This window comes from Mangrovivirga cuniculi, from assembly GCF_005166025.1.
Classification (GTDB): Bacteria; Bacteroidota; Bacteroidia; order Cytophagales; family Cyclobacteriaceae; genus Mangrovivirga; species Mangrovivirga cuniculi.
Genome location: NZ_CP028923.1, coordinates 4,153,117 through 4,175,889 on the forward strand (window position 1 = coordinate 4,153,117; position 22,773 = coordinate 4,175,889).

Annotated in this window: 28 protein-coding genes; 20 read left to right on the forward strand and 8 right to left on the reverse strand. The window is 35.2% G+C overall.

Annotation, left to right across the window (positions count from 1 at the left end; translation table 11 throughout):
* Positions 1-322 precede the first annotated feature (322 nt).
* Positions 323-1,759 (forward strand): S41 family peptidase, encoded by a 1,437-nt coding sequence (locus tag DCC35_RS18230; RefSeq protein WP_137092150.1) that lies wholly within the window; start codon positions 323-325, stop codon positions 1,757-1,759.
* Positions 1,760-1,790: 31 nt separating this feature from the next.
* A complete protein-coding gene (locus DCC35_RS18235) occupies positions 1,791-2,069 on the forward strand; it encodes a DUF5655 domain-containing protein (RefSeq protein ID WP_137092151.1) in 279 nt (92 codons plus the stop codon).
* A 74-nt stretch (positions 2,070-2,143) separates the two neighbouring features.
* Here DCC35_RS18235 and DCC35_RS18240 read toward each other — a convergent pair whose 3' ends face one another.
* The gene (locus DCC35_RS18240) at positions 2,144-3,139 is read right to left on the reverse strand and encodes a DNA topoisomerase IB (protein WP_137092152.1); all 996 of its coding nucleotides are present in this window, start codon (positions 3,137-3,139) and stop codon (positions 2,144-2,146) included.
* A gap of 211 nt (positions 3,140-3,350) precedes the next feature.
* Between DCC35_RS18240 and DCC35_RS18245 the strand changes: the two genes are divergently transcribed.
* Positions 3,351-3,755 carry a DoxX family protein gene (locus DCC35_RS18245; RefSeq protein WP_137092153.1) on the forward strand — a complete coding sequence of 135 codons (405 nt, stop codon included), beginning with the start codon at positions 3,351-3,353 and terminating at the stop codon, positions 3,753-3,755.
* 11 nt (positions 3,756-3,766) lie between these two features.
* Here DCC35_RS18245 and DCC35_RS18250 read toward each other — a convergent pair whose 3' ends face one another.
* From DCC35_RS18250 to DCC35_RS22165, 6 genes are all read right to left on the reverse strand, one after another.
* Entirely contained in the window at positions 3,767-4,351 is a 585-nt protein-coding gene (locus DCC35_RS18250) for a Yip1 family protein (RefSeq protein ID WP_137092154.1), read from the reverse strand.
* A gap of 7 nt (positions 4,352-4,358) precedes the next feature.
* Entirely contained in the window at positions 4,359-4,892 is a 534-nt protein-coding gene (locus DCC35_RS18255; RefSeq protein ID WP_137092155.1) for a hypothetical protein, read from the reverse strand.
* Between the two features lie 85 nt (positions 4,893-4,977).
* On the reverse strand, positions 4,978-5,586 hold the full coding sequence (locus DCC35_RS18260) for a hypothetical protein (protein WP_137092156.1): 609 nt from the start codon (positions 5,584-5,586) through the stop codon (positions 4,978-4,980).
* Positions 5,587-5,740: 154 nt separating this feature from the next.
* On the reverse strand, positions 5,741-6,091 hold the full coding sequence (locus tag DCC35_RS18265) for a DUF2200 domain-containing protein (protein ID WP_137092157.1): 351 nt from the start codon (positions 6,089-6,091) through the stop codon (positions 5,741-5,743).
* A 49-nt stretch (positions 6,092-6,140) separates the two neighbouring features.
* Positions 6,141-6,653: a hypothetical protein gene (locus tag DCC35_RS22245; RefSeq protein ID WP_137092158.1), complete on the reverse strand. Its 513-nt coding sequence runs from the start codon at positions 6,651-6,653 to the stop codon at positions 6,141-6,143.
* Positions 6,654-6,840: 187 nt separating this feature from the next.
* Positions 6,841-6,966, reverse strand: coding sequence for a GrpB family protein (locus DCC35_RS22165; RefSeq protein ID WP_137092698.1), 126 nt, complete (start codon positions 6,964-6,966; stop codon positions 6,841-6,843).
* A gap of 155 nt (positions 6,967-7,121) precedes the next feature.
* Between DCC35_RS22165 and DCC35_RS18280 the strand changes: the two genes are divergently transcribed.
* From DCC35_RS18280 to DCC35_RS18340, 13 genes are all read left to right on the forward strand, one after another.
* On the forward strand, positions 7,122-9,104 hold the full coding sequence (locus DCC35_RS18280) for a S9 family peptidase (protein WP_137092159.1): 1,983 nt from the start codon (positions 7,122-7,124) through the stop codon (positions 9,102-9,104).
* Positions 9,105-9,208: 104 nt separating this feature from the next.
* Entirely contained in the window at positions 9,209-9,841 is a 633-nt protein-coding gene (locus tag DCC35_RS18285; protein ID WP_137092160.1) for a hypothetical protein, read from the forward strand.
* 3 nt (positions 9,842-9,844) lie between these two features.
* On the forward strand, positions 9,845-10,615 hold the full coding sequence (locus DCC35_RS18290; RefSeq protein WP_137092161.1) for a hypothetical protein: 771 nt from the start codon (positions 9,845-9,847) through the stop codon (positions 10,613-10,615).
* Positions 10,616-10,688: 73 nt separating this feature from the next.
* Positions 10,689-11,465, forward strand: a complete 777-nt coding sequence (locus DCC35_RS18295; protein ID WP_217495886.1) for a hypothetical protein — start codon at positions 10,689-10,691, stop codon at positions 11,463-11,465.
* A gap of 697 nt (positions 11,466-12,162) precedes the next feature.
* Complete coding sequence (locus DCC35_RS18300) at positions 12,163-12,609, forward strand: META domain-containing protein (RefSeq protein WP_137092162.1); 447 nt, start codon at positions 12,163-12,165, stop codon at positions 12,607-12,609.
* A 113-nt stretch (positions 12,610-12,722) separates the two neighbouring features.
* Entirely contained in the window at positions 12,723-13,640 is a 918-nt protein-coding gene (locus DCC35_RS18305) for an oxidoreductase (RefSeq protein ID WP_137092163.1), read from the forward strand.
* Positions 13,641-13,677: 37 nt separating this feature from the next.
* Positions 13,678-14,178 carry an SRPBCC family protein gene (locus tag DCC35_RS18310; RefSeq protein ID WP_175402867.1) on the forward strand — a complete coding sequence of 167 codons (501 nt, stop codon included), beginning with the start codon at positions 13,678-13,680 and terminating at the stop codon, positions 14,176-14,178.
* 54 nt (positions 14,179-14,232) lie between these two features.
* Positions 14,233-15,090 carry a pirin family protein gene (locus tag DCC35_RS18315; RefSeq protein WP_137092165.1) on the forward strand — a complete coding sequence of 286 codons (858 nt, stop codon included), beginning with the start codon at positions 14,233-14,235 and terminating at the stop codon, positions 15,088-15,090.
* Between the two features lie 166 nt (positions 15,091-15,256).
* On the forward strand, positions 15,257-15,772 hold the full coding sequence (locus DCC35_RS18320) for a DUF4199 domain-containing protein (RefSeq protein WP_137092166.1): 516 nt from the start codon (positions 15,257-15,259) through the stop codon (positions 15,770-15,772).
* Positions 15,769-17,040 carry an OmpP1/FadL family transporter gene (locus tag DCC35_RS18325; RefSeq protein WP_137092167.1) on the forward strand — a complete coding sequence of 424 codons (1,272 nt, stop codon included), beginning with the start codon at positions 15,769-15,771 and terminating at the stop codon, positions 17,038-17,040. The genes DCC35_RS18320 and DCC35_RS18325 overlap by 4 nt, the downstream gene beginning before the upstream one ends.
* Positions 17,041-17,190: 150 nt before the next feature.
* Entirely contained in the window at positions 17,191-17,667 is a 477-nt protein-coding gene (locus tag DCC35_RS22170) for a hypothetical protein (RefSeq protein ID WP_394347746.1), read from the forward strand.
* A 110-nt stretch (positions 17,668-17,777) separates the two neighbouring features.
* Complete coding sequence (locus tag DCC35_RS18335; protein WP_137092168.1) at positions 17,778-18,056, forward strand: TIGR03643 family protein; 279 nt, start codon at positions 17,778-17,780, stop codon at positions 18,054-18,056.
* Between the two features lie 142 nt (positions 18,057-18,198).
* Positions 18,199-19,206, forward strand: a complete 1,008-nt coding sequence (locus DCC35_RS18340; protein WP_137092169.1) for a DUF481 domain-containing protein — start codon at positions 18,199-18,201, stop codon at positions 19,204-19,206.
* Between the two features lie 74 nt (positions 19,207-19,280).
* On the opposite strand, the gene DCC35_RS18345 is transcribed toward DCC35_RS18340, so the two are convergent.
* A complete protein-coding gene (locus DCC35_RS18345) occupies positions 19,281-19,859 on the reverse strand; it encodes an outer membrane beta-barrel protein (protein WP_137092170.1) in 579 nt (192 codons plus the stop codon).
* A 210-nt stretch (positions 19,860-20,069) separates the two neighbouring features.
* On the opposite strand from DCC35_RS18345, the gene DCC35_RS18350 reads away from it, so the two are divergent.
* The 4 genes from DCC35_RS18350 (at position 20,070) to DCC35_RS18365 (ending at position 22,750) form a co-directional block, all read left to right on the forward strand.
* Positions 20,070-20,834: a hypothetical protein gene (locus DCC35_RS18350; protein ID WP_137092171.1), complete on the forward strand. Its 765-nt coding sequence runs from the start codon at positions 20,070-20,072 to the stop codon at positions 20,832-20,834.
* Positions 20,835-20,999: 165 nt separating this feature from the next.
* Positions 21,000-21,560, forward strand: a complete 561-nt coding sequence (locus tag DCC35_RS18355; protein ID WP_137092172.1) for a c-type cytochrome — start codon at positions 21,000-21,002, stop codon at positions 21,558-21,560.
* Positions 21,561-21,589: 29 nt separating this feature from the next.
* Positions 21,590-22,030: a c-type cytochrome gene (locus tag DCC35_RS18360; protein ID WP_137092173.1), complete on the forward strand. Its 441-nt coding sequence runs from the start codon at positions 21,590-21,592 to the stop codon at positions 22,028-22,030.
* Positions 22,031-22,057: 27 nt separating this feature from the next.
* Positions 22,058-22,750, forward strand: a complete 693-nt coding sequence (locus DCC35_RS18365; protein ID WP_137092174.1) for a Tat (twin-arginine translocation) pathway signal sequence containing protein — start codon at positions 22,058-22,060, stop codon at positions 22,748-22,750.
* The last annotated feature ends 23 nt before the right edge of the window (positions 22,751-22,773 follow it).

Genomic DNA, 22,773 nt, shown 5'->3' on the forward strand with positions numbered 1-22,773 from the left:
GTAATTACCTAAAATGGATGAAAAATCAGGTTTAAATTATTTTAACGCACAAAGCAAGAGAGCTTTAATTATTACAATTAAAACTTAATATAATTAAATACGTTAAAAGTACCACGACATAATCTAAACCGACCTTTAATAGGTAAAAAAGCAAAATTTAGCCCCCCTAAATTTGCCATTGGCTGTTAAATAAATCCCGTACATTAAGGCTATTTATAGCTAATGAGTTTGATCGCATAAATATTGCCAAAAAAGATTTGTTCATAAGCAACCCTTAAAAGCAAACTTGAATCTTTTTTATATAAAATATATTTAACTCACTATGAATTTTGATCTAAACCTGATTCGATTTTCGTTAGTAATCCTGATTACCTTATCTGGTTGTGAACAAAAAAGTGATTCCCTGGAAAATTTACCAATTGGAACATGGAAGTCAATCGGATACGGTAGAATTTTAGAAATTGATTCGTCAGAATATAAACTATACGATCTCACCAAAATCTCATGTATTCCGGTTAAAACAGGAAACTTCACCGACATAAGGAAAGCTATTCAAATAAAAAGTGACACACTCTATTATAAAATAGGGTTTGATATATACTCATTTAATAAGATGAACCAGACTCCATATTCCTGCCTGGAAAATCAAAAAGGCTCGACTGATCCAAAAGAAAACTTTGAAATATTTGCTCAGACAGTAAAAGAAAATTATGCATATTTTGAATTAAACAGCATTGACTGGGAATTTATTTATCCTGTTTATGAAGAACAAATAACATCAAATACAACAGAAGAAGAACTCTATTTACTTTTTGAGGATTTGCTGGATACTTTAAAAGATAACCATGGATACATTGAACCTTCTGAAGAAGTACTTAATCAAATGGATTCTATAAATGAAATGCCAGAAGAAATAGGTGATTTTGTAGTTGCCGGGGTAATTGCAGAAGAATATTTAAAAAAAGATCTAACCCATGATTCAAAGGTAGCCAGATGGGGATTAATGGATGATAATATTGGCTATATTCAAATCAATGCGATGTGGCTCCATGGCAACCTCCACATACCCGATAGTGTAAAAAACAATTTAGGTTATGTTGAAGCATATGTTAACGAAATGGAATCACTTTCAGAACCAGAAATTTTGCAAATAGAAGTTGATGGAATCAGGCAAACGATGAATAAAGCGATGAAAGATCTATACAACACCAAATGCATTATCCTGGATGTTCGCTTCAATGGTGGTGGGCATGATGATGTAAGCCTTGAAATTTTACGTTGGTTTAATAGTGAAAAGAAAAAAATCGCAAGTAAACAAGCCCGAATTAATAATTCCTTTACCGAGGAACTCCCAATCTATCTCGACGGAATAAACACTCCTTATTCTAATCCGCTAATCTTGCTTACTTCACAGCAATCTGCAAGCGCAACAGATTTTCTTGCTCTTGCTTCTTTATCTATGGAAAATACCATTAGGATCGGATCAAATACTCAGGGTGCTATTTCAGATGCATTAGAAAAAAAACTGCCTAATGGTTGGTATTTCACAATCTCAAACGAGAAATATTTCGACCTGGAAGGCAACTGCTATGAAAACACAGGAATACCCGTGGACTTTGAACTTAACTACCCAGAAGAGAGGCAAAAGTTCTTTAGTTCTTTAATTGAAGCCCCGTGCAAAGACAAACAAAAAACCTTATTTGCAGTTGAAAATGTGTTAATATATAACCTGATCAATGTGGGAATGCCCCAAATGTAATAGGAAATTTAAGAATAACAATCAGTTTCATATGTGCTCCACCAAAGGAATCGGAGAATTATTTCTTGGAAAATCTGATGAAATGGTTATTGCATATGATGATCTAACAAATAAAATATCTCAATGGAAGCCTTATAGTGCAGGAGCCTCTACACACAGCATAGTTGTGACTAGCAAAAAAGCCTGGCTTATTATTAAGCCGATGAAAAATGAGCTTGATCTGAAGTTTTATTATGATGAAAAGCTGGTTTCTCCAAGGATTAAAAAATCACCAATTACTCAAATAAATATGCCCATCATCTGCGCATAAAAGATACCTATAGCCTCAACACAGAGGTTTTTGAACTGTTGAAAAAGGATTTGAATTTTCATTGAAATAATCTACTAATCAATTACTTCCAGAAGCTTTTTTTCCGATGGTGATAAGCTATACTTACCTTTCCTATGTTTTTGGTATTTTAATTCGTCTTCTTTATCTGATTCAATCAGTTCGATGATGTTTGGATGAATATAATAATCTCTGCAAATAGATACTGTGTTCCCCAATTCTTTGGCAACCAGCTTAATTAAAGTGGTGCTCAATTTCAATCGTTTATTTTCTTTAGTCATTTGAATAGCTTCAGGTAATTTTTCTATCGCCAAAGTTGACCCACCCCAGGTTCTGAAATCTTTCGCGGTAAAATCATGTCCGGAAATTTCTCTCAAATAATCGTTTACGTCATTAGAAGTTACCTGTCGAAATCCTTTACCTGATTTGTATCGAAACAATTCATAACCCGGCAGTTCAGAACATTTTCTAATTAGGTTTACTAATTGATTATTATCAACCCTGACTTTTCGATACTTATTCCTTTTTCCCTTATAGCTAAATAAAATCTCACCTTTTTTAAACTCTAGGTGTTTTCTTCTTAATGTGGTAAGTCCATAGGTTTGATTTTCATTTTGATAACTGACATTCCCGATCCGAACATACGTTTCGTCCAAAGTTAAAATCACCACTCCCACCACCTTAGATTTACTCCATTCTTTAAGCGAAGCATCTTTGTGAGCCCTTTTTCTAATTTCCGGAAGGAAGCGACCGAATTCGGCCATCTTCTTAAACTTTTCCCGGTTTTGCTGCTCCATCCACTTCTCATGATAGATGTATTGCTTCCTGCCTTTGTCATCATACCCTATAGCACGGATGTGTTTACAATCATCAGAACAAATCAATACATCCTTCCAGTTGGGAGGAATTACCAGTGCATTAATCTCTTCAATTAAGGTTTTATTATCAATTTTACGCCCATCGGAAAATTCATACTTGAATCCGGAAGAATGCTGTACGCGGACTATATCAAAATCCTCCTCATTGGTATGTTGAATAATTGTTTTTTGCATCCGGGATTAGACTTTGCTATAGTAATAGAATTGAAAAGTTGATCTTTAGTTTATAAATTAATCATTTCAAGTCAAATCATAGATATAACAAGTGGGTATAGTGATATTAATATCTAAATAATCCTGAAAGTAGACAAAGCCTATTTTCGGACTCATTATCTTGAATTCTAATTATGAGTTATCCGGAAGAAATAATTTAACTATATTGTCTATGTCTAAAATCAATACCAAAAAATCAATTATGGCGCTTTTCGAATCAAACATCAGTAAAATCAGACGACTCTCAGGGTTAATCCTATCTATTTTACCGAGCCTGGTGTTATTCTTTAGCGGAATAATGAAACTTGGAGGTGCTGAACAACTGGCCGGAAGTTTAGAATCGATCAACCTGTTGCAATACATGGAAATTATCGGGGTGATCGAATTACTGGTGGTAATCGCTTATTGGGTTCCCAAATTTTCTAATATTGGCTTCCTGTTGATCTGCTGCTATTGTGGTGGCATTATAGTGGCCGAGCTATCCATGGGTAACTTTCCGCTTCCCGGGTTCATGGTGACTACTCTATTTTTTATCGGTACTTATTTAAGAAAACCGGGAATGTTTGGGATCTCATGAAATGGTTTGATTTATCCTGATACCCTGATTAATTCAACTAATATCAGAGGTAAGTAGCATAATAGTATATTTACCAAGGCTATTTTATAACTAAATTTCTGAACCCTGGATACCCCAATGACCAGGAGAATGAATGACCATAATCTTAGTAAATAATCTAACACACTATTCACCTGATCTAAGGATGGTTCCTTTCCAAAAGCTAATAATGCTAATTGATAAAATATTATAAAAGTGTAAGGAATGAAAGCAATGGAACAAATGTTGATTAGTTGACGAAAAGTCGCTGGTCCATTCCAGAAATTACCTACCAATTTTATTAATCCGGGTAAAACCAAACCCAGCCAAAAAAAAGTAAAAATTAATCCAAATGCTAAACTCATTATCCAGCTCAATAATTTATTCTCTCCTCCAAAAATATTGGATAATGCAGGAGTGAAATCCAATCCATAAACCAACCCAAGAATTATAAAAGGAACAATAAATATGGACTTCAGATAACTCCTACCTTTCAGTTCTTCAAAAGTTTGCCCTGGACTCAGCCAGATGTTTTTGTATATTAATTTAATCCGTTTTTTTCTATCGCTTGAGTACATCTTTAGCTCATTTGGTTAAATAATATAGTTCTCTCTCCAGGTCATACTTTAGTTTTTTAGTTGACCTTCTCATCATTAAGTAAGGAATACCCATCATGAAAACAGCATGGATTAATACAAAGGGTACAAAAGCCCCAATCGTAAGTGATGGATTATCATTAATAAGAAAGATGTTAATTATAAAAAAAATATATATAGACGGTCCGATAATGTAAAAAGGCATCATAATCCTTTTAAAACCATTAATTTCAATATTAATAAGGAGATGATTCTCTTTTTGATTGAAAGTTCCTTTAGCAACGGCAAAATTGTTGTAGGTATCAAAGAACCTTCTTCTTCTTTTTATTTTGAATCCGGCCTCGTCTACTTCCCCTTTAAATTCATTTTTGCTCGACGAGAAAATATCGAAGAAATCAGAAAAGGCTCCGGAGCTTCCTTCATCAATATTACTTCTCATCCTGCTAATAAACTCATTCTTTTCTATATTGAGCTCAGTGCGTAAATGATCAATTAGTTTTATCTTTTTTAAAAATCTCTTCATTCAATTAAAAAATTGAGGTATCAAAACACTTTCTATATTCCAATTACTGTTCAGAAAGGATAACACATTTTAAAAAGTGAAAAAATCAATCAACTGAAGTTTGATAATTAACTTTACTTGTAACCCTGATATCATCTTTTGTATCGAAAACTCCGTCAAGCCCGGCTGAAATCAAAATGAAACCATCTTCATTGACCTTATATCTGTAAGGATTGTCCCAACTATCATAAGCCCAGGATTTCCAAATTGGCTTCCTGTTTACAAAGTTCATGAAATCAGAAGGGTATTCGTTATTTCTATGAATATATTTCACTAAAGCTTTTTCTATTTTCATCATTTCATCTTTAGTATGATCATTGTTCAGGTATTTATTGGTAACATATTGGCTACCGTTATAAGCCGTTAAAAAGAACAAATAGAAAATTACCGGAATAATAATCAAAACAATTACTAATGAGAACAATAAAGAAACAAGAGCTTTCTTTGTTCCTGAGACCTTTTCAACCCGAAAGTACAGATCTGTCAGAGACATAATCACAGCAAACAAATATATATATTGATTAGGGATTGGTAGTATAAAAGCACAAAGCAGCGGGATAAAAAAAAATGCACATCCGATTGCATATTTTTTTAAATACACATGGCCCAATCCCGGCACCACAGCTGAAAAAATAAATGAGAAGATTGATTTCATTTTACAAATGAACTAAAAATCGGTTATTCACTAGCCCTTTTCATAGTTTTGAAAACCAAAGATAATAGAAGTATAAACAAAATCAATTCTGATTTTATTTAAATGGCATAGTAAGAACGCCTACTTTTAATTAAAAAGAATCAGCACTAAAAAGCTATTTCCTCAGGATACTCTCCATTTTCTTTCCTCTGGCCAGTTCATCAATTAGTTTATCCAGGTAACGGATTTGCCTCATTAAATCTTCTTCGATTTCCTCCACGCGATAACCACAGATCACACCGGTTATCTTTGACACATTGGGATTTATTTGGGGAGCCTGGGCAAAAAATGTTTCAAAATCGACTTTTTGATCGATCTGCTCTTGAAGTGAATTTTGGTCATAACCAGTTAACCATTTAATGATAGTATCCACCTCCTCTTTAGTATGACCCTTTTTTTCGGCTTTATTAACATAGTGTGGATATACGCTGGCAAAGTTCATTTTATAAACCCGTGAATTGTCCATAAAAAAAGCTTAGTTAAAATGAATAGACATTAATTATTTTCTAAGTTTATTATTCCATGCGATTAAGTGTCATTTCAAAAAACTGAAACCATCCATTATCCCTTCTTATTTCTCCTACCTCAAACCACTGATCCTGTTCATTTAATTCGATTATATACCGCATATTTTCATTAGGATACCAGTAAAATTTCCCATCTATTAATTCCCCCTTAAACTCACCTTTTCGACCATTGTGTAAATAAGATTGAAAATTATAAGATCCCTCTTCTTTGTCATAAGAAACTATGGCCATGGCATTATGAATTACCGTACCATTATTTACTCCGAGCCCTTCTATCAATACAGTGGTACTATCTAATTTAAACTGGATATTCTCTGTTTGTTCAAACTCAGCTTTTTGCCTGTCCGGCCCCATCATCCATCCTTTCCCCTGCCACTTTCCAGTCATGAAATTGAGCCTGGAAATTTCCTTTTTTGAAATCGAATCGGTTTCAAATGATTGGCTATAAGACACGCTAACAAATAATACAGAAAATAGTAAAATAAGAATCGCTGGTTTCATAATTGTGGTCATTTGGTGAAATAGATTTTCTCGCGCTGATTTTAATTGAAAATAGCTTTTATCAGACCAAAATAAAATACTTTTAGCGAATTAAATTAAAAATCAATTATTAAAATTATATCAAAAAACCAGATTTGAATAGGTGGCTGTAGTATATTTTTTTGAATTCAACCTTTCGGTTTTCTTATCATATCCATAGCTCTATAATAAAATCATCTTTTGCAATTCTATATCCTGACCTGTCATTCCTGTATTTTTCTGCCAGCTCAATTTTTAATTGCTCATACGCTTTCGCCCCTTCTAAATTGGCAATTCAATGTATAATAAACTGATTAATACATCAATAGATCTTTTGGTTGTCAAACAATTTCAAATCCCCATTAATAAAGCCCATAAATTTATTATTTGATCAATAATCCTTAAATTATAATAACACTAGCCCAATTATTAATCAAAAAACCGATCAATATGAAACGAACAATTTTATTAAGCTTATTAATTATATATAGTACCTTTTCAGTCGTGGCTCAAAACACCATGACTCCGGAAGATGTCGCCAATACACGATACGTTAGCGGCGTTGAAATGTCTCCGGACGGAAAGTTTCTGGCTTACAGAATCATTTCCTACCCGGATCCTACAATCGAGAACAGGCCTGCCCACTCTCATTTATACCTTTATGACATTGATAATCAAAAACACATTCCATTTGTCACTCAATACGATGTTTCGAATGTGACATACAGACCTAACCATTCATCGATTACTTTTATCGCCAAAAGAGAAGAAGATAAAAACAGCTCGATTTACGAAATATCTTTATCAGGAGGCGAAGCATTGAAACTCTTTGAACACGAAGAAGCGATTTCTTCATATGACTGGCATCCGGATGGTAACTCCATTGCTTTCATAGCAAAAACACCTCAGGAAAGTGAGGATTCGGAATTACCCTATACTCCTGAGATATACGAAGAGAATCTTAATTCTAATTCTGCATATGTAGTAAATCTTGGGACTATGGCCGTTGAACGAGCTGACTTACCTGGTCATGTTACCCATATTGAATGGGGACCAGGCGGGACCCACCTGGCTATATCTTCCGCTCCAACTTCCCTTATCGATAATTACTATACCAGTCAGAAAGTCAATATCGTGGATGCATCTACGATGACTGTTAATTCTTTAATTGACCATACAGCCAAATTAGGTGATTTTACATGGAGTCCGGAAGGAGATCAAATTGCTTTTATAGCAGGTGGTAATAAGCATGACCCGATTGCCGGTAGAATGGTCTTGTCTGATACCGAAGGTGGAACACCGACAGTGATGCTTAAGGAATTTGGCGGAGCATTTGAATCATTAAAATGGACAGATGATAACACGATAACTTTTCTAGCAAGCGAAGGTGTGGCCAGTACTATCGGTACGCTGACCACTAAAGAAAAAATGAAAAAATTATTTTCAACAGCTGAAATGAGCATCAGCGCCTTTGATGTTGGTCACGATAAAGTAGCAATGGTGGCAAGTACACCCTCCCACCCATCCGAACTTTACATTATGGATATCGGTGATGATGATCCTTTGAGACTAACCATCTCTAACCCGTGGATTGACGACCTCACACTTGGAAAGCAGGAGGTTGTTACTTATAAAGCAGATGACGGCATGGAAATACAGGGTATCCTGATTCACCCGGTCGGTGGAATCGAAAACGCACCAATGATCACAGTGGTACATGGTGGTCCTGAAGCTCACTATGACAATGGCTGGCTTACAGCTTACAGCATACCGGGGCAGGTAGCCGCAGGAAAAGGTTTTGCTGTATTTTATCCGAACTATCGCGGAAGTACGGGAAGAGGAATGGAGTATGCCATGTCTAGCCAGGGAGATCCGGCAGGAAAAGAATTTGATGATATCATTGATGGACTGGATTACCTGATCGACAATTATGGTATTGACGAAGACCGCATAGGTGTCACAGGTGGATCTTATGGTGGTTATGCCACTGCCTGGATGTCAACAAGACATACCGAAAGATTTGCTGCCGGGGTGATGTTTGTCGGAATTAGTAATAATCTATCAAAATGGGGCACAAGCGATATTCCGGAAGAAATGTTCCTTGTTCATTCAAGAAAAAGAATTTGGGATGATTATGAATTTTTCCTGGAGCGCAGTCCGATATACTATGCAGGGCAAGCAGAAACTCCTCTGCTAATTATGGCTGGTAAGGAAGACACCCGTGTTGATCCCGGGCAGTCTTATGAATTATATCGCCATATAAAAACCAGAACCGACACACCTGTAAGGTTGGTTCTCTATCCGGGAGAAGGACATGGAAATCGAAATTCCACAGCAAGGTATGATTACAATCTCAGAATGCTAAGGTGGTTTGACACTTATCTAAGAGGATCTGATAATAAAATGCCAGAAGTGACATTAGAAACAAAATAATTCTGGAAAGGCTGCGCTTAATTGGGCAGCCTTTTTTCATTAATGCATCTATACGCTAAAACTTAAAATAACGTTTAATTGTATAATCTAAAACATGCCCCAAAATGAAAACTTTCTTCCTCAAATTGAAGCATTGGCAACTATTCATGATTATATATGGTGTGCCATTCATTTTCCAGATATTATTTGCCGGGTTCATTATAATTCTTGCCGCAAATGATGTAGAGCCCGATTTCCAAAATCTCTTTTTATGGTTCGTGCTGTTGCCCATATTTTCCTTGATACCACTTTTAGGTTCCTTAGGATGGTATTGGTCTGTTGGAACCGGATTGCAAGATAAAATCCCAGAAAAAGATCAAATGAGTACCGGATTTTTTAAGATAACGGTGATTTTTCCTTTAATCTACTTTACACTGGTATTAATCGGTATATCGGTATTGGCTTCTCTGAATTTTCTTTCCGGAATAGAACCAGGGCCTGAAATACTATTTTTTATCATACCGCTTCACTTATTTATGGCCTTTTGCTTATTCTACAATATGTATTTCGTTGCCAAAACTTATAAAAGCATTGAATTACAAAGGAGGGCTACAGCATCGGAGTATCTTGGTGAATTTTTCCTGATCTGGTTTTTCTTTCTCGGTGTCTGGTTTATCCAGCCAAAGATTAATGACCTTGAAAAAGGAGAAAATCCATTTATGCCGCTGGCAAAGATTATAAGAGATTATACAAAATAAATCATGAAAAGGCTTCATTTATTTGAATTTGAAGATCAGTCATGGTTTCCGGGATGGTTAAGGGAATGTCTTACCCGGTTGATCAACGTTTTGCATAAGCTGGTAAATACTGAAGAACTACTCACTAAGGAGATTCAGAAGCTACTGGATCAAACTAATTATAAAAATATTGTCGACTTGTGTTCCGGAAGTGGTGGCCCAATGCCAGAAGTATATAAAAAGCTTAACAAAGATGATAAAATCAGTATTACATTAACTGACCTGTATCCTGATAAAATAACTGCTGGAAAAATAAACTCATTGGGTTCAGGCTTATATTATCATAAAGAACCTATTGATGCGACACAAGCTATTGAACTTAAAGGAGTAAAAACAATGATCAGTTCCTTCCATCATATGAAACCCATGAAGGCTTTAGAAATACTAAAAATATCACAAGATAAAAAACAACCCATTTTAATCTATGAAATAAGTGATAATAGCTTTCCTTCATTTTTATGGTGGATAGTGATACCCATAAATATAATTACCTGTTTAATCATAACACCAATGGCGAGACCCATGACCTGGCAACAATTGGTATTTACATACCTGATTCCGATCATTCCGATATGTTTCGCCTGGGATGGTGCTGTTTCAAACGCCAGAACATATACCGATAGCGACTTGAAATTATTGCTGAGCAATCTTCCAAAGAATAATTATCGATGGAACATCTTTAAACTGGGAGAAAAACAGAAGAAAATAATTCTAACAGGAATTCCTTTGAATTGAAAGTTGAGATAAATTTCCCTTTGAATTTGTATACAAATTGTGTTACTTCTATATCAAATCAATTAAATAAATTTTGAGAAAAACCAGAGTTTTAGCAGCTGCAAATATGCTCGTCTTGTTAGGTACGATTTATTGGAATTATTTTTCCAACACCGGCATGATCAATGGTAACACGGTCGGGTCAGTAAGCCAGAAATATTACAGTTTATTCACTCCTGCAGGATACGCATTCGCGATATGGGGTATTATCTATTTTGCTTTATTTGTTCAGGCTTGCTATCTGATTTATAAAAGTGTAACAAAGGATGAAGATGCTTTTATAAAAAAGCTTGTACCCTATATGGTCGCTGCTAACATAGCTAATTGCTTCTGGATATATTTCTGGTTAAAAGAAATGACCGGAATATCTATTCTTGTCATGATCGTGATACTGATTGCACTGCTCGCTGCTGTTATTAAATTAAATATGGAACGTTGGGATGCTCCTGTTCCCTATATGGCCGCTGTCTGGTGGCCTACTGATCTTTACGCCGGTTGGATCAGTGTAGCATTGATAGCCAATGTGGCCGCTCACCTAAAAGGTATAGGCTGGGAAGCTGTCTTTTCAGAAATAACCTGGACTATTATAATGATTGGTATCGCTACTGCCATATATCTTTTTATGATTTTCAAAAGAAATATGAGGGAATTTGCAGCTGTAGGCATCTGGGCATTTATTGCAATCGCTGTAAGGCATTGGGATACTTACATATCAATTAAGTGGGCTGCGTTAGCAGGGGCTTTTATTATTTTATTTGCAGCATCGTATCATGCCTATAAAAACAGACATACCTTGCCATTCGTTAATTAACTTTTCTATAAATCTCAATAATTCAATTATACCTATTTCAAGCGTAGAAAAAGGAAAAAATAACATTTATCACAGGATAAATATGATTTTTTAATTGCTATTTAGCTGTGAAGCTTGAAATTTTTCAATAAAATCTTTCTTTTAATCAAAAATATTTATAGTTTCAAAATATTGAGCCAGAAAACTAATAAACGAAATAAATAAAGATCCAATTAGGTTGGATCTATTGTAAAAAAATAATTGAGCTAAAATTAAAAAGTAAAATTCGGGAGCTAGCAATTACCCGCTGAAGGAAATGACTTTCAGTGGGTAATTCTAATTAAACTTCAAATAAAAATTGTACTAAATAAAGCTGGGTACAATGTAAGCTTTAAATTCCAATTATAACTTTTAATTATTCTATGATCACACGGGTCATAATTTGTTATGAATAAAAAAGTCATTAAACTAATATTGGTTTGCGTTTTATGCTTTTTGATTATTTATACATTGGTAATAATTATTCAAACATTAATTATTTAATTCATCATAATTGAAATAAAAATAATGAAATTTGAATTAAGTAATTTCAAGAGGGATTAAACATTTTTTTAAAACCTGTCAAATTATTATCGAATTAATAAAGATTAACAGATTATCGCCGGTGCACTTTTAAATCAAAGTAACCACAAGTAGTTTTACGTAATATTTTTGAGCTATGAATTTTTTATCCAAACAAATCACTTTAATCTTTTTGATCTCAGGATTGGTTCTCTCGTGTGGCAACAAGGATAACGATCCTTCGCCGGCAGAACAATTAGAAAGAAAAATCACATCAGAGAACTGGAAAATTACTTCATTTATCGATTCCGGAGATGAAAAAACCAGCAATTACACCGGTTATTTCTTCGTTTTTGGAAATGACGGAGCTCTGTCTGCCAGCAACGGTATAAATTCATTTTCCGGAACCTGGAGTATCATTACAAATCCGAGTGATGGAGATGATGACAGGCTTGAAGAGCTGGATATTGAAATAAGCTTTTCAGTTGAAAATGAATTTGATGATTTAACGGATGTGTGGGACATTTTTTATGAAAGCACTACAAGAATTGACCTGGGTGATGAAAGCAACAGCAATGAATCATTAAGATTTGAAAATTTGTAAATAACATAAATACACGTAATTAACGGTTAGCAGTATAATAATTGCTAACCGTTTTTTATTGCAATCTATTTACATTTGTTAAATTAAGCCTAGAACCTAAACCAATACCAATTGTGGCTGATAATTATTCATTCAAAAACATCTCATTACAAAAAGGAAAAATTGCCATCGTCACCGGGGCTAATGTAGGTCTTGGTAAAGAAACCTGCTCTTTCTTTCTCGAAAAGAAAATAAAAGTAATAATGGCTTGCCGCAACCCGGAAAAAGCAGAAAAAGCCAAAGAAGAATTACAAAAGCGACATTCGGATGGTGAAATCGAAATCATGGAAATAGATCTTGCTGATCTCGATTCTGTCAGCTCCTTTACACGGAGTTTTCATTTAAAATATGATCGCCTGGATTTTCTGATCAATAATGCCGGGGTGATGTTTCCACCTTATCAAACAACAGTCCAGGGGTTTGAACTTCAATTTGGAGTAAATTACCTGGCACATTTTAAATTAACCTCACTTCTTTACGATCTTTTATCTAAAACGGAAGGTTCAAGAGTGGTAACATTGAGTAGTTTAGCTCACGCATGGGGTGACATTTACTTTGACGATCTAAATTTCCTCAGAGGATATGATAAAAGAAAGGCTTACAGTCAAAGCAAGCTTGCATGCCTAATGTTCGCATACGAATTACAACGCAGAATTGATAAAAAGGGAAATTTATCACCTTCATCGCTTGCAGCTCATCCAGGCATTTCATCGACCAATCTGGGAAGACATTTGCCCGGTTTTGTGCAATCCGTTTTTAATACAATTGGTCCGGTGGTATTTAACTCATCCAGGCAGGGAGCTGAACCTATAGTTAGGGCAGCATTAGATCCTAATGGAAAAGGCGGGGAATATTATGGTCCTTCAGGTTTAAAAGAATATAGTGGCAAACCGGTAAAAGTGGACTCCAACGACATTTCTAAAGATAAATTTAAAGCAAACCGACTGTGGGATGTATCAGAGCAACTCACGAACACTTCCTTTAAACCCTAAAACAAAGAAATCTAATGTTTTCAAAACCCCTATAATTATGTCTGATAATAAACAGTTTGATCACAGTAAATTTACTGTCAAATCTATCGTTGATACTAAGATACCTGATGTATATGAACTTTGGACAACACCTGCAGGACTGGAAAAATGGTTTTTAAGAAAAGCAGAATTTGTCAAACCCGACGGAACTTTTCGAAAATCTAATGAACATATTGAGGAAGGTGACACTTATCGATGGCTGTGGCATGGTTATCCTGATAAAGTTGTTGAACATGGCAAGATCCTCAAATTGAACGGGAAAAATGAATTGAAGTTTACCTTTGGAAAGGCAGGTACTGTAACGGTGAAGATAGGCATTGAAGAAAATACAACTATTATTACTTTGACCCAGGAGGATATCCCTCCCGTTGAAGAATCAGTTATTAATTATCATGTGGAATGTAAAACAGGATGGACCTTTTACCTGGCCAATTTGAATTCCTTCGTTCAGGGTGGCGTTGATCTCCGGAATAAAAATCAGAAACTCAATCTTGAATAATCTTTTTTAAACAAATATGCAGGATTAGCGTATATTTGTTTAAACAAAAATAATATGAAGAAAAAAGTAAAAGCGATACACACCGGAATATACGATCCTATTGCAGACCTTAAAACATGGAGAGCAATGCCTACACAGGATATTAATAACCTGGATCCGTTTTTATTTTTAAATCATCACGGTCCACAAAAATATGGCCCTGACAATAATGGCTTACCATTTGGTCCTCATCCCCATCGAGGCTTCGAAACACTGACATTTGTATTGCAAGGAGATATTACCCATAAAGATTCTGTAAGTGGTGAAAGTGTGATCAATGCAGGTGGAATTCAATGGATGACAGCGGGAAGTGGGTTGATCCATGCTGAAGTTTCTTCTGATGAATTTAAAAAAGAAGGTGGGATGGAAGAAGTGATTCAGCTTTGGCTAAACCTGCCTTCAAAACTAAAAATGACTGAACCAAACTATCTTGGATTACAAAAAGATAAAATTCCGGCTGTAAAAACCGAAGACGGACTAGGTACTGTCCATCTGGTATCGGGTCATTATAATGGTGAAAAAGGTCCGGTTGAATCATTAACAGGCTTGTTTACTTCTACTATCAATTTATCCGAAAAGGGAGAATTTCAAATCGAACTTCCAGACGACAACCAGGTGTTATTATATGTTATTAATGGAAATATCGATATCGATGGCCATCAGGGTCAAACCCATCAATTAATAGAATTGTCTCTAGAAGGTAACGAATTGTCTTTTTTTGCTAATGAGGACAGTCAGTTAATATTTTGCTTTGGCAAACCATTTAATGAGCCTATATTCGCCCACGGTCCGTTTGTAATGAATACAGCGGAAGAAATAAATCAGGCAATTGATGATTTTCAATCCGGTAAGCTCGGAACAATGAATATATAAAATACTAAGATTTCTGCATGTAAATACGGCGACTTCCTTTGATAGGGGTCGCTATTTTTTTCCCCTTTATTTTAATAGGAAATTACGATTCAGGATATTAATTTATGATCACCGGAGTGCTAAAGTAGCATTATCGATAATGTATAAGTAAAACCAATCACCACACATGAAAAGATTATCTATTGAAATAAAATGGGCTCTAATCTTTGTTATCGCAGGACTAATCTGGATTTTTCTTGAAAAACTTGTGGGCCTACATAGTGTATATATTGACAAACATCCTTATTACACCAATTTATTCGCAATTATTGCAGTGGTAATTTATACAATTGCATTGCTTGACAAAAGAAAAAATTATTATGGTGGCAAAATGACCTATAAACAAGGTTTCGTTTCAGGTCTATGGATCACCCTGTTTGTCACTATACTCACACCACTGTCCCAATGGATCAACCATGAGATCATAACACCTCAATATTTTGAGAATGCTATTGAATATTCGGTGAAAAGTGAGCTAATGACCCAGGAAGAAGCTGAAGGGTATTTTAACATGAAAAACTATATTATCCAAAGCTTAATCTTTGCACCCATTGTAGGCTTCGTCACATCTGGTATTATCGCCTTTTTCACTAAAAATACAAACGTTGCAGAACCTCCTACAGACAAATACGCCAATCCGTGATCTTTAGATATAACTGGTTATATCAGGGGCTGGCAGTGCTTTTAGGCTTAGTGATTTATACGAAAGCTCATGGACAATCTGCCTACAATCCTAATATTTTACCCATGGGCGATAAAGAACCCCTGATGGCAAATACCGGAACAGGTGGTCTTGCTTCTACTGGTGCCGTATATTATAATCCTGCAGCTCTGACCATGCTGGAAGGAACCTCCTTTTCCCTTTCTGGTACTGCTTATCTTCACTATAAATTTACTGCTAATCCGATAGGAACTATTAACGGGCAAGATCTTAAATATGAGGCCAGTGGCTTTCAAACAGTTCCGACAAGTATTGTGATGGTCAAATCATACAAGGATTGGAAAGTGGCGTTTTCGGTATTAACTCCAATGGACTTCCGCTATGAAGGCCTCTCCTCATGGACGATTAACGGACCCGATCAAGCTTTAGACGTTACCTTCCTTCAAAATTATAAGGAAAACATGCTGCTTGTCGGTTTGTCTGCCGCAAAAAAAATTAATGAGCAATGGTCATGGGGAGCAAGTTTATACTACCAGGGATTTAGTTTTAGCACTTTCATAGAAGCAAATACAATTGTAAACAACAACCCTGAAAGATTGATTCAACAGTCATCAAGAACAACTATCAGACCTAAAAACATAATGATTATTGCAGGAATTCAACACGAAGGTGAAAAAATGAATTTTGGAATAAAACTAACTACCCCATCAATTTATCTTTTTGGAAAAGGAGATTATTACAATTACAATTTTTCAAATATAAACCCGGATAACATAACAGCTGATGAAATTAATTTGACCGGAATAAAAACCAAATTTAAGACTCCCGGCGAGATCAGGGCAGGTATAACTTACAAACCAGGAGTAAACTGGACGATAGCATCTGATATTGGATACTCTTTTAAATTAAACTATGACATTTATCCAGACAATGAAATTGAAGAAAGAGAATCATTGAGAGGGAATTTCAGAGTTAGCAGTGGTGCTGAATATCTGCTTTCTGACAGAATTTCACTTTATTCGGGTGGTTCTTATACTCCTTCCCTTGAAAAACCTGGGGAAGGAGAAAAAGGAGTAGCCTTTTGGGCATTTTTCACTGGTTTTAAATTAAAATCAAAATATTTCCATACTGACCTCGGATTATTTTATTCTATCGGGAATGGAGAGCAACCAAAAGCTGTTGGAACTGGCATAACAAAACTCAGATACCGTTACCTGGGAGCTTTTCTTGGCACTAATTATACTTTCTAAAAAAATATTATATTGGCGAGTCAAATAATTTCAATAGTGATTATTGGATTTTTAATATGACTACAGGTACTAATTTATCCCAACTCAGAGGGGGAAAAGGGCTTAACTCAGGAAGAACTTGCTAAAAGGTCTGGTGTTTCTCTTCGTACGATTCAAAGAATTGAAAAAGGCCAGACACATCCAAACCAATTTACTCATAAACAACTCTCTGAAGCTCTAAACGCGAATATAAATAACCTCAAAGTTAAGCCAACGCAAAAGTCTGATATAGAATTACTAAAATTGATGAACATCTCAGCTCTTTCCTTAATTCTTGTACCATACGGAAATATCATTTTTCAATCAATTTTATTATATAAAAACCGAAATAAAATCAGATTCTATTCAATTGGAAAAAGAATTTTTAGTTTTCAGATTTTATGGACGTTGACAACGTCGTTTATCTTGCTTGTTTCGGCATTCTGGCAAGTTGAAATCACCCGGATTTTGGGCTCCAAATCTTTTCCTGTTTTATTGATGATTTATGGAATAGCTACTCTTGTTAATTGCGTGGTAATTGTTTCCCAGCAGAGAAAATTATTCAAAAATAAAATTCTAATCTATACTTTTACCCCATCCATATTTTGATTGGAGAGATTTTAAAAAAATTTTGACAGACTCTGTTTTGAGAATTCAATTGTAAACATGCTTTTTCCTTAAAACTTTCAACAATAAGCATATAAAGCTGTTATATTAACATGCAAAATTTAAATGAACGAGAAAAAAACAGGGTGATCGAAATGGCCTGGGAAGACAGGACCCCATTTGAAGCGATTGAATTTCAATTTGGACTACCTGAAAAGGAAGTGATTAAAATAATGAGAAAGGAATTAAAAGAAAGCAGCTTTAAGATGTGGCGGAAGAGAGTCAATTCAGGAGTTAGCTCAAAACACAGAAAAAAGAGACCCCAATCGATGAAAACATTTAAAAGTAGCAGACAGAAAACGATCAGTTTGAATAAAATATCTAAAAGATGAACGAGTAATAAACTCTAAATAAAATGGTGATTTTTTGATTTTTTATTTAATTTAATAAAGGTCAATTATTCACCTTTTTTCAATTTAATAAGTGAATTATTGTCCTTAGAAAATCAATATCTACCGCTATACACTCAAAAATATGAAGAACTATTTAATAGCTCTGGGGCTTTTTTTATCGTCTGTTTCATCAATTTATTCGCAAGATTCACTGGTTTTTAAAAATGGAAACATTATAGTCGGGGAAATTCAATCCCTGGGTAATGGTGTGGTAACCATTGAGACTGATTACAGTGATGATGACTTTACAATTTTATGGACAGAAATAGAAGAAGCATATACGGAATCGTTACTAACTATGGTAACTGTTGACGGAGATAGATATTACGGGACACTGCGAACAGATAATGGTAAATTGGTAATAATGGATGAGGATGAGGGAGAAATTATTGTCAGTAGAAATGAAATCGTAAGTCTTAAACCGTTAGATAAAAAATTTCTGGACAGATTGTACGCTGGTATAGACCTTGGACTTACATTTACAAAAGCACGAGATCAAAGGCAATTTACTTTGAGAAGCCGGGCAGGGTACCTAACCGAAAAATGGTCTATTGACATGAATTACAACGTTTTAAATTCTTCTCAAAATGATACTGAGGATATACACCGAACAGATGGAAATATTGCTATCAAATATATTTTACCTCGTGAATGGTATATCACAGCTCAAGTAGACTTTCTTTCTAGTACAGATCAGCTATTAGATCTTCGAACAAACTCAAGAATTGGTGTTGGTAAATATCTTATACGAACTAACAAATTGTATTGGGGAATACAGGGAGGAGTTTCATACAATGTTGAAGACTATGAAGGATTTAACAATGACAGAGAAAGTACTGAGGCCTGGTTTGGTACAGGATTTAATGTTTATGATATTGGTGATTTTAGTTTACTTACAAATATAGTAGTATACCCCAGTCTTACCGAATCTGACAGAATCAGGATCGATTACAATCTTGATTTACAATATGATCTTCCACTCGATTTCTATGTTAAAACCGGATTGACATTGAACTATGATAGTGAACCAATTGAAGGAGGAGTAGAAACAGATTACGTATGGCAAACTTCCTTCGGTTGGAGTTGGTAATCCTTTTCCTTTCTATATGAATAAAAAAATAGCCACTCAAGAGAGAAGCTATTAAATTTATATGTCAAAAATTACTAAAATCTAAGTCCGGCAGTCAGGAAGAAAGATCTTCGCTTTCCAATATCCAATTCATCTAAATCTGATACATCAGAAACTGACCACTCCCAGGAAAGGTCCAAATAAAATATCGCAATATCAACACCTGCTCCCAGATGAACTCCGCCTGTAGGATTAGTAAAATCATCTTTGTCAAAACCAACTAAATCTACATCTGTCAAAATAAACAAAGAACCTCCACCAAAACCTCTTAAGGAAGCTAATGTCTCTTCACTACCCAGTAGATGATACCCAATTCTTACCGGTATATAAACTCCGCTAAAAGTTCCATCGATGTCGTCCTGACCTACACTACTTTCAAAAGTAAACTCTGTGGTTTTTTGAGTATAAAAAGCCCCCGCTTCCCAGTAAAACTTATCTCCTGATAATACAGTAGCTCCTATTTGCCAGCCAACCTTTCCTGAAGATTCTCCTGATTCGGGATCTTTGGAAACATCAGTAATATTTATGCCGGCACCTGGCTTTACTTCCAGCTGAGCAAATGAAGTTTGAGCCAGAAATAATAACAATCCCAAAAGTAAAATGATCTTTTTCATAATTTCAAATAGTTTATAAGATTGATAGAAAGCATATAAAACATTAAAATACAATAAAATGTTTATTTATTACCATTGAAAATAATTAATAAAAGCACTTAGGCTAAATATTAATTTGATCCTAACATATCATTTTTATTATATTGCTGCGCATTTAGATATTTTTATAATCTTTATTCATTACTAATGAGGTTTAAACAATATATATACGTGTTATTTTTTATAGTTATTGCAGCTTGCAGCTCTGAAAACGAAGAAAATGATACTTCCGAAACGGTTGATACTGTTTCTGTTATTGAAGAAAAAATTGCCGAAATAGATAAGACCAAGCCTTCTGATTCAATTGCTGGACTTTTTTCCGGGAATTGGATTAGTAGTTATTACCTAAAGAAAATAAAAGATAGTGCTTCTATTTACCTAAATAGAAATTACGAATCCTCCTTGCTAGGCTTTAAACTTGATGAAAAGGGAGTTGCCTCCGGTGATGCCTGGATTATAACCAATAGCACAAATAATCAAACTTCAGATCGCCCTATTAGATGGAATTATGATGATAGTTCATTTATTTCTCTTGACTCCCCTGCAATAAAAATTTATCTAAACAGACCGGGCAGTATGATTTATGAATATGCAAATGGCAATAAAGCATATTTCAGAAAAGTAAGAGATAGGGAAAGTGCTCTACGCAATACCTTATTTTCTGGTACATACGTAAACGATAATGGTAAAGAATATGTCTTTAATGCTGATGGAACGGTAAAAGGATTTAATGGAAAAGAGCATTATTCTTTATTAAATAACTTTAGTGAAGAACTTGAATTTGATGCCGTATTCATAAGTAGCAATAAAGACCGGGATAATGAACTTATCTACCATTACGAAATATCCGGAGATACTTTAAGATTATATGATCTGGCGGGCATGTACCCGGAAATGGGTATCGGAGCTATCGCACATGAACTAATCAAACAATAACCGGATGTATCCCCTGTTATTTTAAACATTCACAGTAAAAATACTTTTATCTTATGGAATTTCACATTGGATAAAACCATTTATTTATTTCTATTTATATAAATAATAACTTAAATTAATATAAGCAAAGTCACGAGGAATAACACCATCTAAATACCTCGTTATATGCAAGATCGATCAAAAATATCATCGGCATTGCAGGGACTGGCGTATTTATTATTTTCCTTATCGCTTCTATTAGTTATTGGAGTATTATGGGTCATCCTCGCCCCTCCCAAAGCTAAATTAAATGAAGCGCGCTCACCTCAGGAATGGACTCCTCGATCTGTCGAACTAAACTTACCTAAGGGTAAGTGGGGGCAAATGGTTAAATACGGTCATGACATAATTACTAACACCTCGAGATTTATTGGTCCATCAGCTGCAAAGAACAAATCATTTGCGGGAAATAACCTGTCCTGCAATAATTGTCATTTGAATGCTGGTAAAAAAATCGCCTCCGGTTCATTTATCGGTGTCTATAATCGATTTCCTCAATTTCGTGGACGAGAAAATAAGATAGGTACACTGGAAGAAAGAATTAACGGATGCCTCGAAAGAAGTATGAATGGAAAAAAAATGCCTGAAAATACTTATGAAATGAAAGCGATCATTTCCTACATACAATGGTTGAGTGAGGATCTGCCTCCGGAATTGGAAAAAAATATAAAGGGTATAAAAAAATAGTCATTCCCAACAGGAAAGCAGACACCTTGATGGGAAAACTGGTATATGAAACCCATTGCAAAGTCTGCCATGGTGAAAATGCCGAAGGCACATTAGACACACTAGCTGATTTCCCAAAATATGTCTACCCTCCACTTGCAGGTGATGACTCATTTAATGATGGCGCCGGATTACACAGGATAATCACCGCGGCAGAATTTATAAAATACAATATGCCTTTTGGAGTCGATTACAAAAACCCGATACTTACTGATGAGGAAGCATATGATGTTGCTGCATATATAAACAGCCTTCCAAGGCCTGAAAAAAAACATAAAGAAAGAGACTTCCCAGATAAAAAGTTAAAACCAGTTTCTACGCCATATGGTCCGTGGACTGATACTTTCCCTGCATTACAGCACAAATATGGGCCATTCCAACCCATCATAGCCTATTATGAACAAAATCATAAAATAAAGAAGACAAAATAACCATCATAAAAATTAAACTATACCACCATGAAAAATTATTCGAATTACACGAGAAGAAACTTCCTGGGGAATATCGCCGCAGGAACGGCTGTTGGATTGTCAATGATCACCAATCCAATCGAAGCAAAAATCAATGATACTTTTGGGGTCAACACAAATAACAGTTACGGAGATCTTGATGCAGGCCTTAAAAAGTTAGGTAAAAAGAAGCACCCGGTAGCCCTGGATATTTCACAACCAAATTGGTGGGGATTCATTTGGTCAAATGTCTATTACATGACTAACGAGGAAACCGGAACACCTAATCCGGAACTTGGAGTACTTAATGTATTACGACATCATGGAATAATCTTTTCATTTAAAGATGAAATCATCGAAAAGTATAAACTTGGAGAGAGGTTTGGCTATAATGATCCGACAACAGGAAAACCAGCGATCAAAAACCCATATGTAAAACCACAGGAAGGAGCTTTCCCTCTTCCGGGATTAGCAGGAATTGATGGCTTACAGGAAAAAGGAGCAATGTTTTGCGTATGCAATATGGCTTATAAAGTTTATAGTGGTATTATTTCTAAAGATATGGGCATGACCCAGGAAGAGGTTTACAATGACTTTAAAAACGGGAAATTACCTGACATTCATATAGCTCCTTCAGGAGTCTGGGTACTTGGCCGCCTGCCTGAAAATAATATTGCATATATAGACAGCAGTGTGGGGTAATCCACTTATTCTAACTAATTAAA

What these genes read in the sequence shown, in the direction of transcription:
- DCC35_RS18230 (WP_137092150.1), top strand. Translation starts at nt 323, where the DNA reads ATGAATTTTGATCTAAACCTGATTCGATTTTCGTTAGTAATCCTGATT.
- DCC35_RS18235 (WP_137092151.1), top strand. Translation starts at nt 1,791, where the DNA reads ATGTGCTCCACCAAAGGAATCGGAGAATTATTTCTTGGAAAATCTGAT.
- DCC35_RS18240 (WP_137092152.1), bottom strand. Translation starts at nt 3,139, where the DNA reads ATGCAAAAAACAATTATTCAACATACCAATGAGGAGGATTTTGATATA.
- DCC35_RS18245 (WP_137092153.1), top strand. Translation starts at nt 3,351, where the DNA reads ATGTCTAAAATCAATACCAAAAAATCAATTATGGCGCTTTTCGAATCA.
- DCC35_RS18250 (WP_137092154.1), bottom strand. Translation starts at nt 4,351, where the DNA reads ATGTACTCAAGCGATAGAAAAAAACGGATTAAATTAATATACAAAAAC.
- DCC35_RS18255 (WP_137092155.1), bottom strand. Translation starts at nt 4,892, where the DNA reads ATGAAGAGATTTTTAAAAAAGATAAAACTAATTGATCATTTACGCACT.
- DCC35_RS18260 (WP_137092156.1), bottom strand. Translation starts at nt 5,586, where the DNA reads ATGAAATCAATCTTCTCATTTATTTTTTCAGCTGTGGTGCCGGGATTG.
- DCC35_RS18265 (WP_137092157.1), bottom strand. Translation starts at nt 6,091, where the DNA reads ATGGACAATTCACGGGTTTATAAAATGAACTTTGCCAGCGTATATCCA.
- DCC35_RS22245 (WP_137092158.1), bottom strand. Translation starts at nt 6,653, where the DNA reads ATGAAACCAGCGATTCTTATTTTACTATTTTCTGTATTATTTGTTAGC.
- DCC35_RS18280 (WP_137092159.1), top strand. Translation starts at nt 7,122, where the DNA reads ATGAAACGAACAATTTTATTAAGCTTATTAATTATATATAGTACCTTT.
- DCC35_RS18285 (WP_137092160.1), top strand. Translation starts at nt 9,209, where the DNA reads ATGAAAACTTTCTTCCTCAAATTGAAGCATTGGCAACTATTCATGATT.
- DCC35_RS18290 (WP_137092161.1), top strand. Translation starts at nt 9,845, where the DNA reads ATGAAAAGGCTTCATTTATTTGAATTTGAAGATCAGTCATGGTTTCCG.
- DCC35_RS18300 (WP_137092162.1), top strand. Translation starts at nt 12,163, where the DNA reads ATGAATTTTTTATCCAAACAAATCACTTTAATCTTTTTGATCTCAGGA.
- DCC35_RS18310 (WP_175402867.1), top strand. Translation starts at nt 13,678, where the DNA reads ATGTCTGATAATAAACAGTTTGATCACAGTAAATTTACTGTCAAATCT.
- DCC35_RS18315 (WP_137092165.1), top strand. Translation starts at nt 14,233, where the DNA reads ATGAAGAAAAAAGTAAAAGCGATACACACCGGAATATACGATCCTATT.
- DCC35_RS18320 (WP_137092166.1), top strand. Translation starts at nt 15,257, where the DNA reads ATGAAAAGATTATCTATTGAAATAAAATGGGCTCTAATCTTTGTTATC.
- DCC35_RS18335 (WP_137092168.1), top strand. Translation starts at nt 17,778, where the DNA reads ATGCAAAATTTAAATGAACGAGAAAAAAACAGGGTGATCGAAATGGCC.
- DCC35_RS18340 (WP_137092169.1), top strand. Translation starts at nt 18,199, where the DNA reads ATGAAGAACTATTTAATAGCTCTGGGGCTTTTTTTATCGTCTGTTTCA.
- DCC35_RS18345 (WP_137092170.1), bottom strand. Translation starts at nt 19,859, where the DNA reads ATGAAAAAGATCATTTTACTTTTGGGATTGTTATTATTTCTGGCTCAA.
- DCC35_RS18355 (WP_137092172.1), top strand. Translation starts at nt 21,000, where the DNA reads ATGCAAGATCGATCAAAAATATCATCGGCATTGCAGGGACTGGCGTAT.
- DCC35_RS18360 (WP_137092173.1), top strand. Translation starts at nt 21,590, where the DNA reads ATGGGAAAACTGGTATATGAAACCCATTGCAAAGTCTGCCATGGTGAA.
- DCC35_RS18365 (WP_137092174.1), top strand. Translation starts at nt 22,058, where the DNA reads ATGAAAAATTATTCGAATTACACGAGAAGAAACTTCCTGGGGAATATC.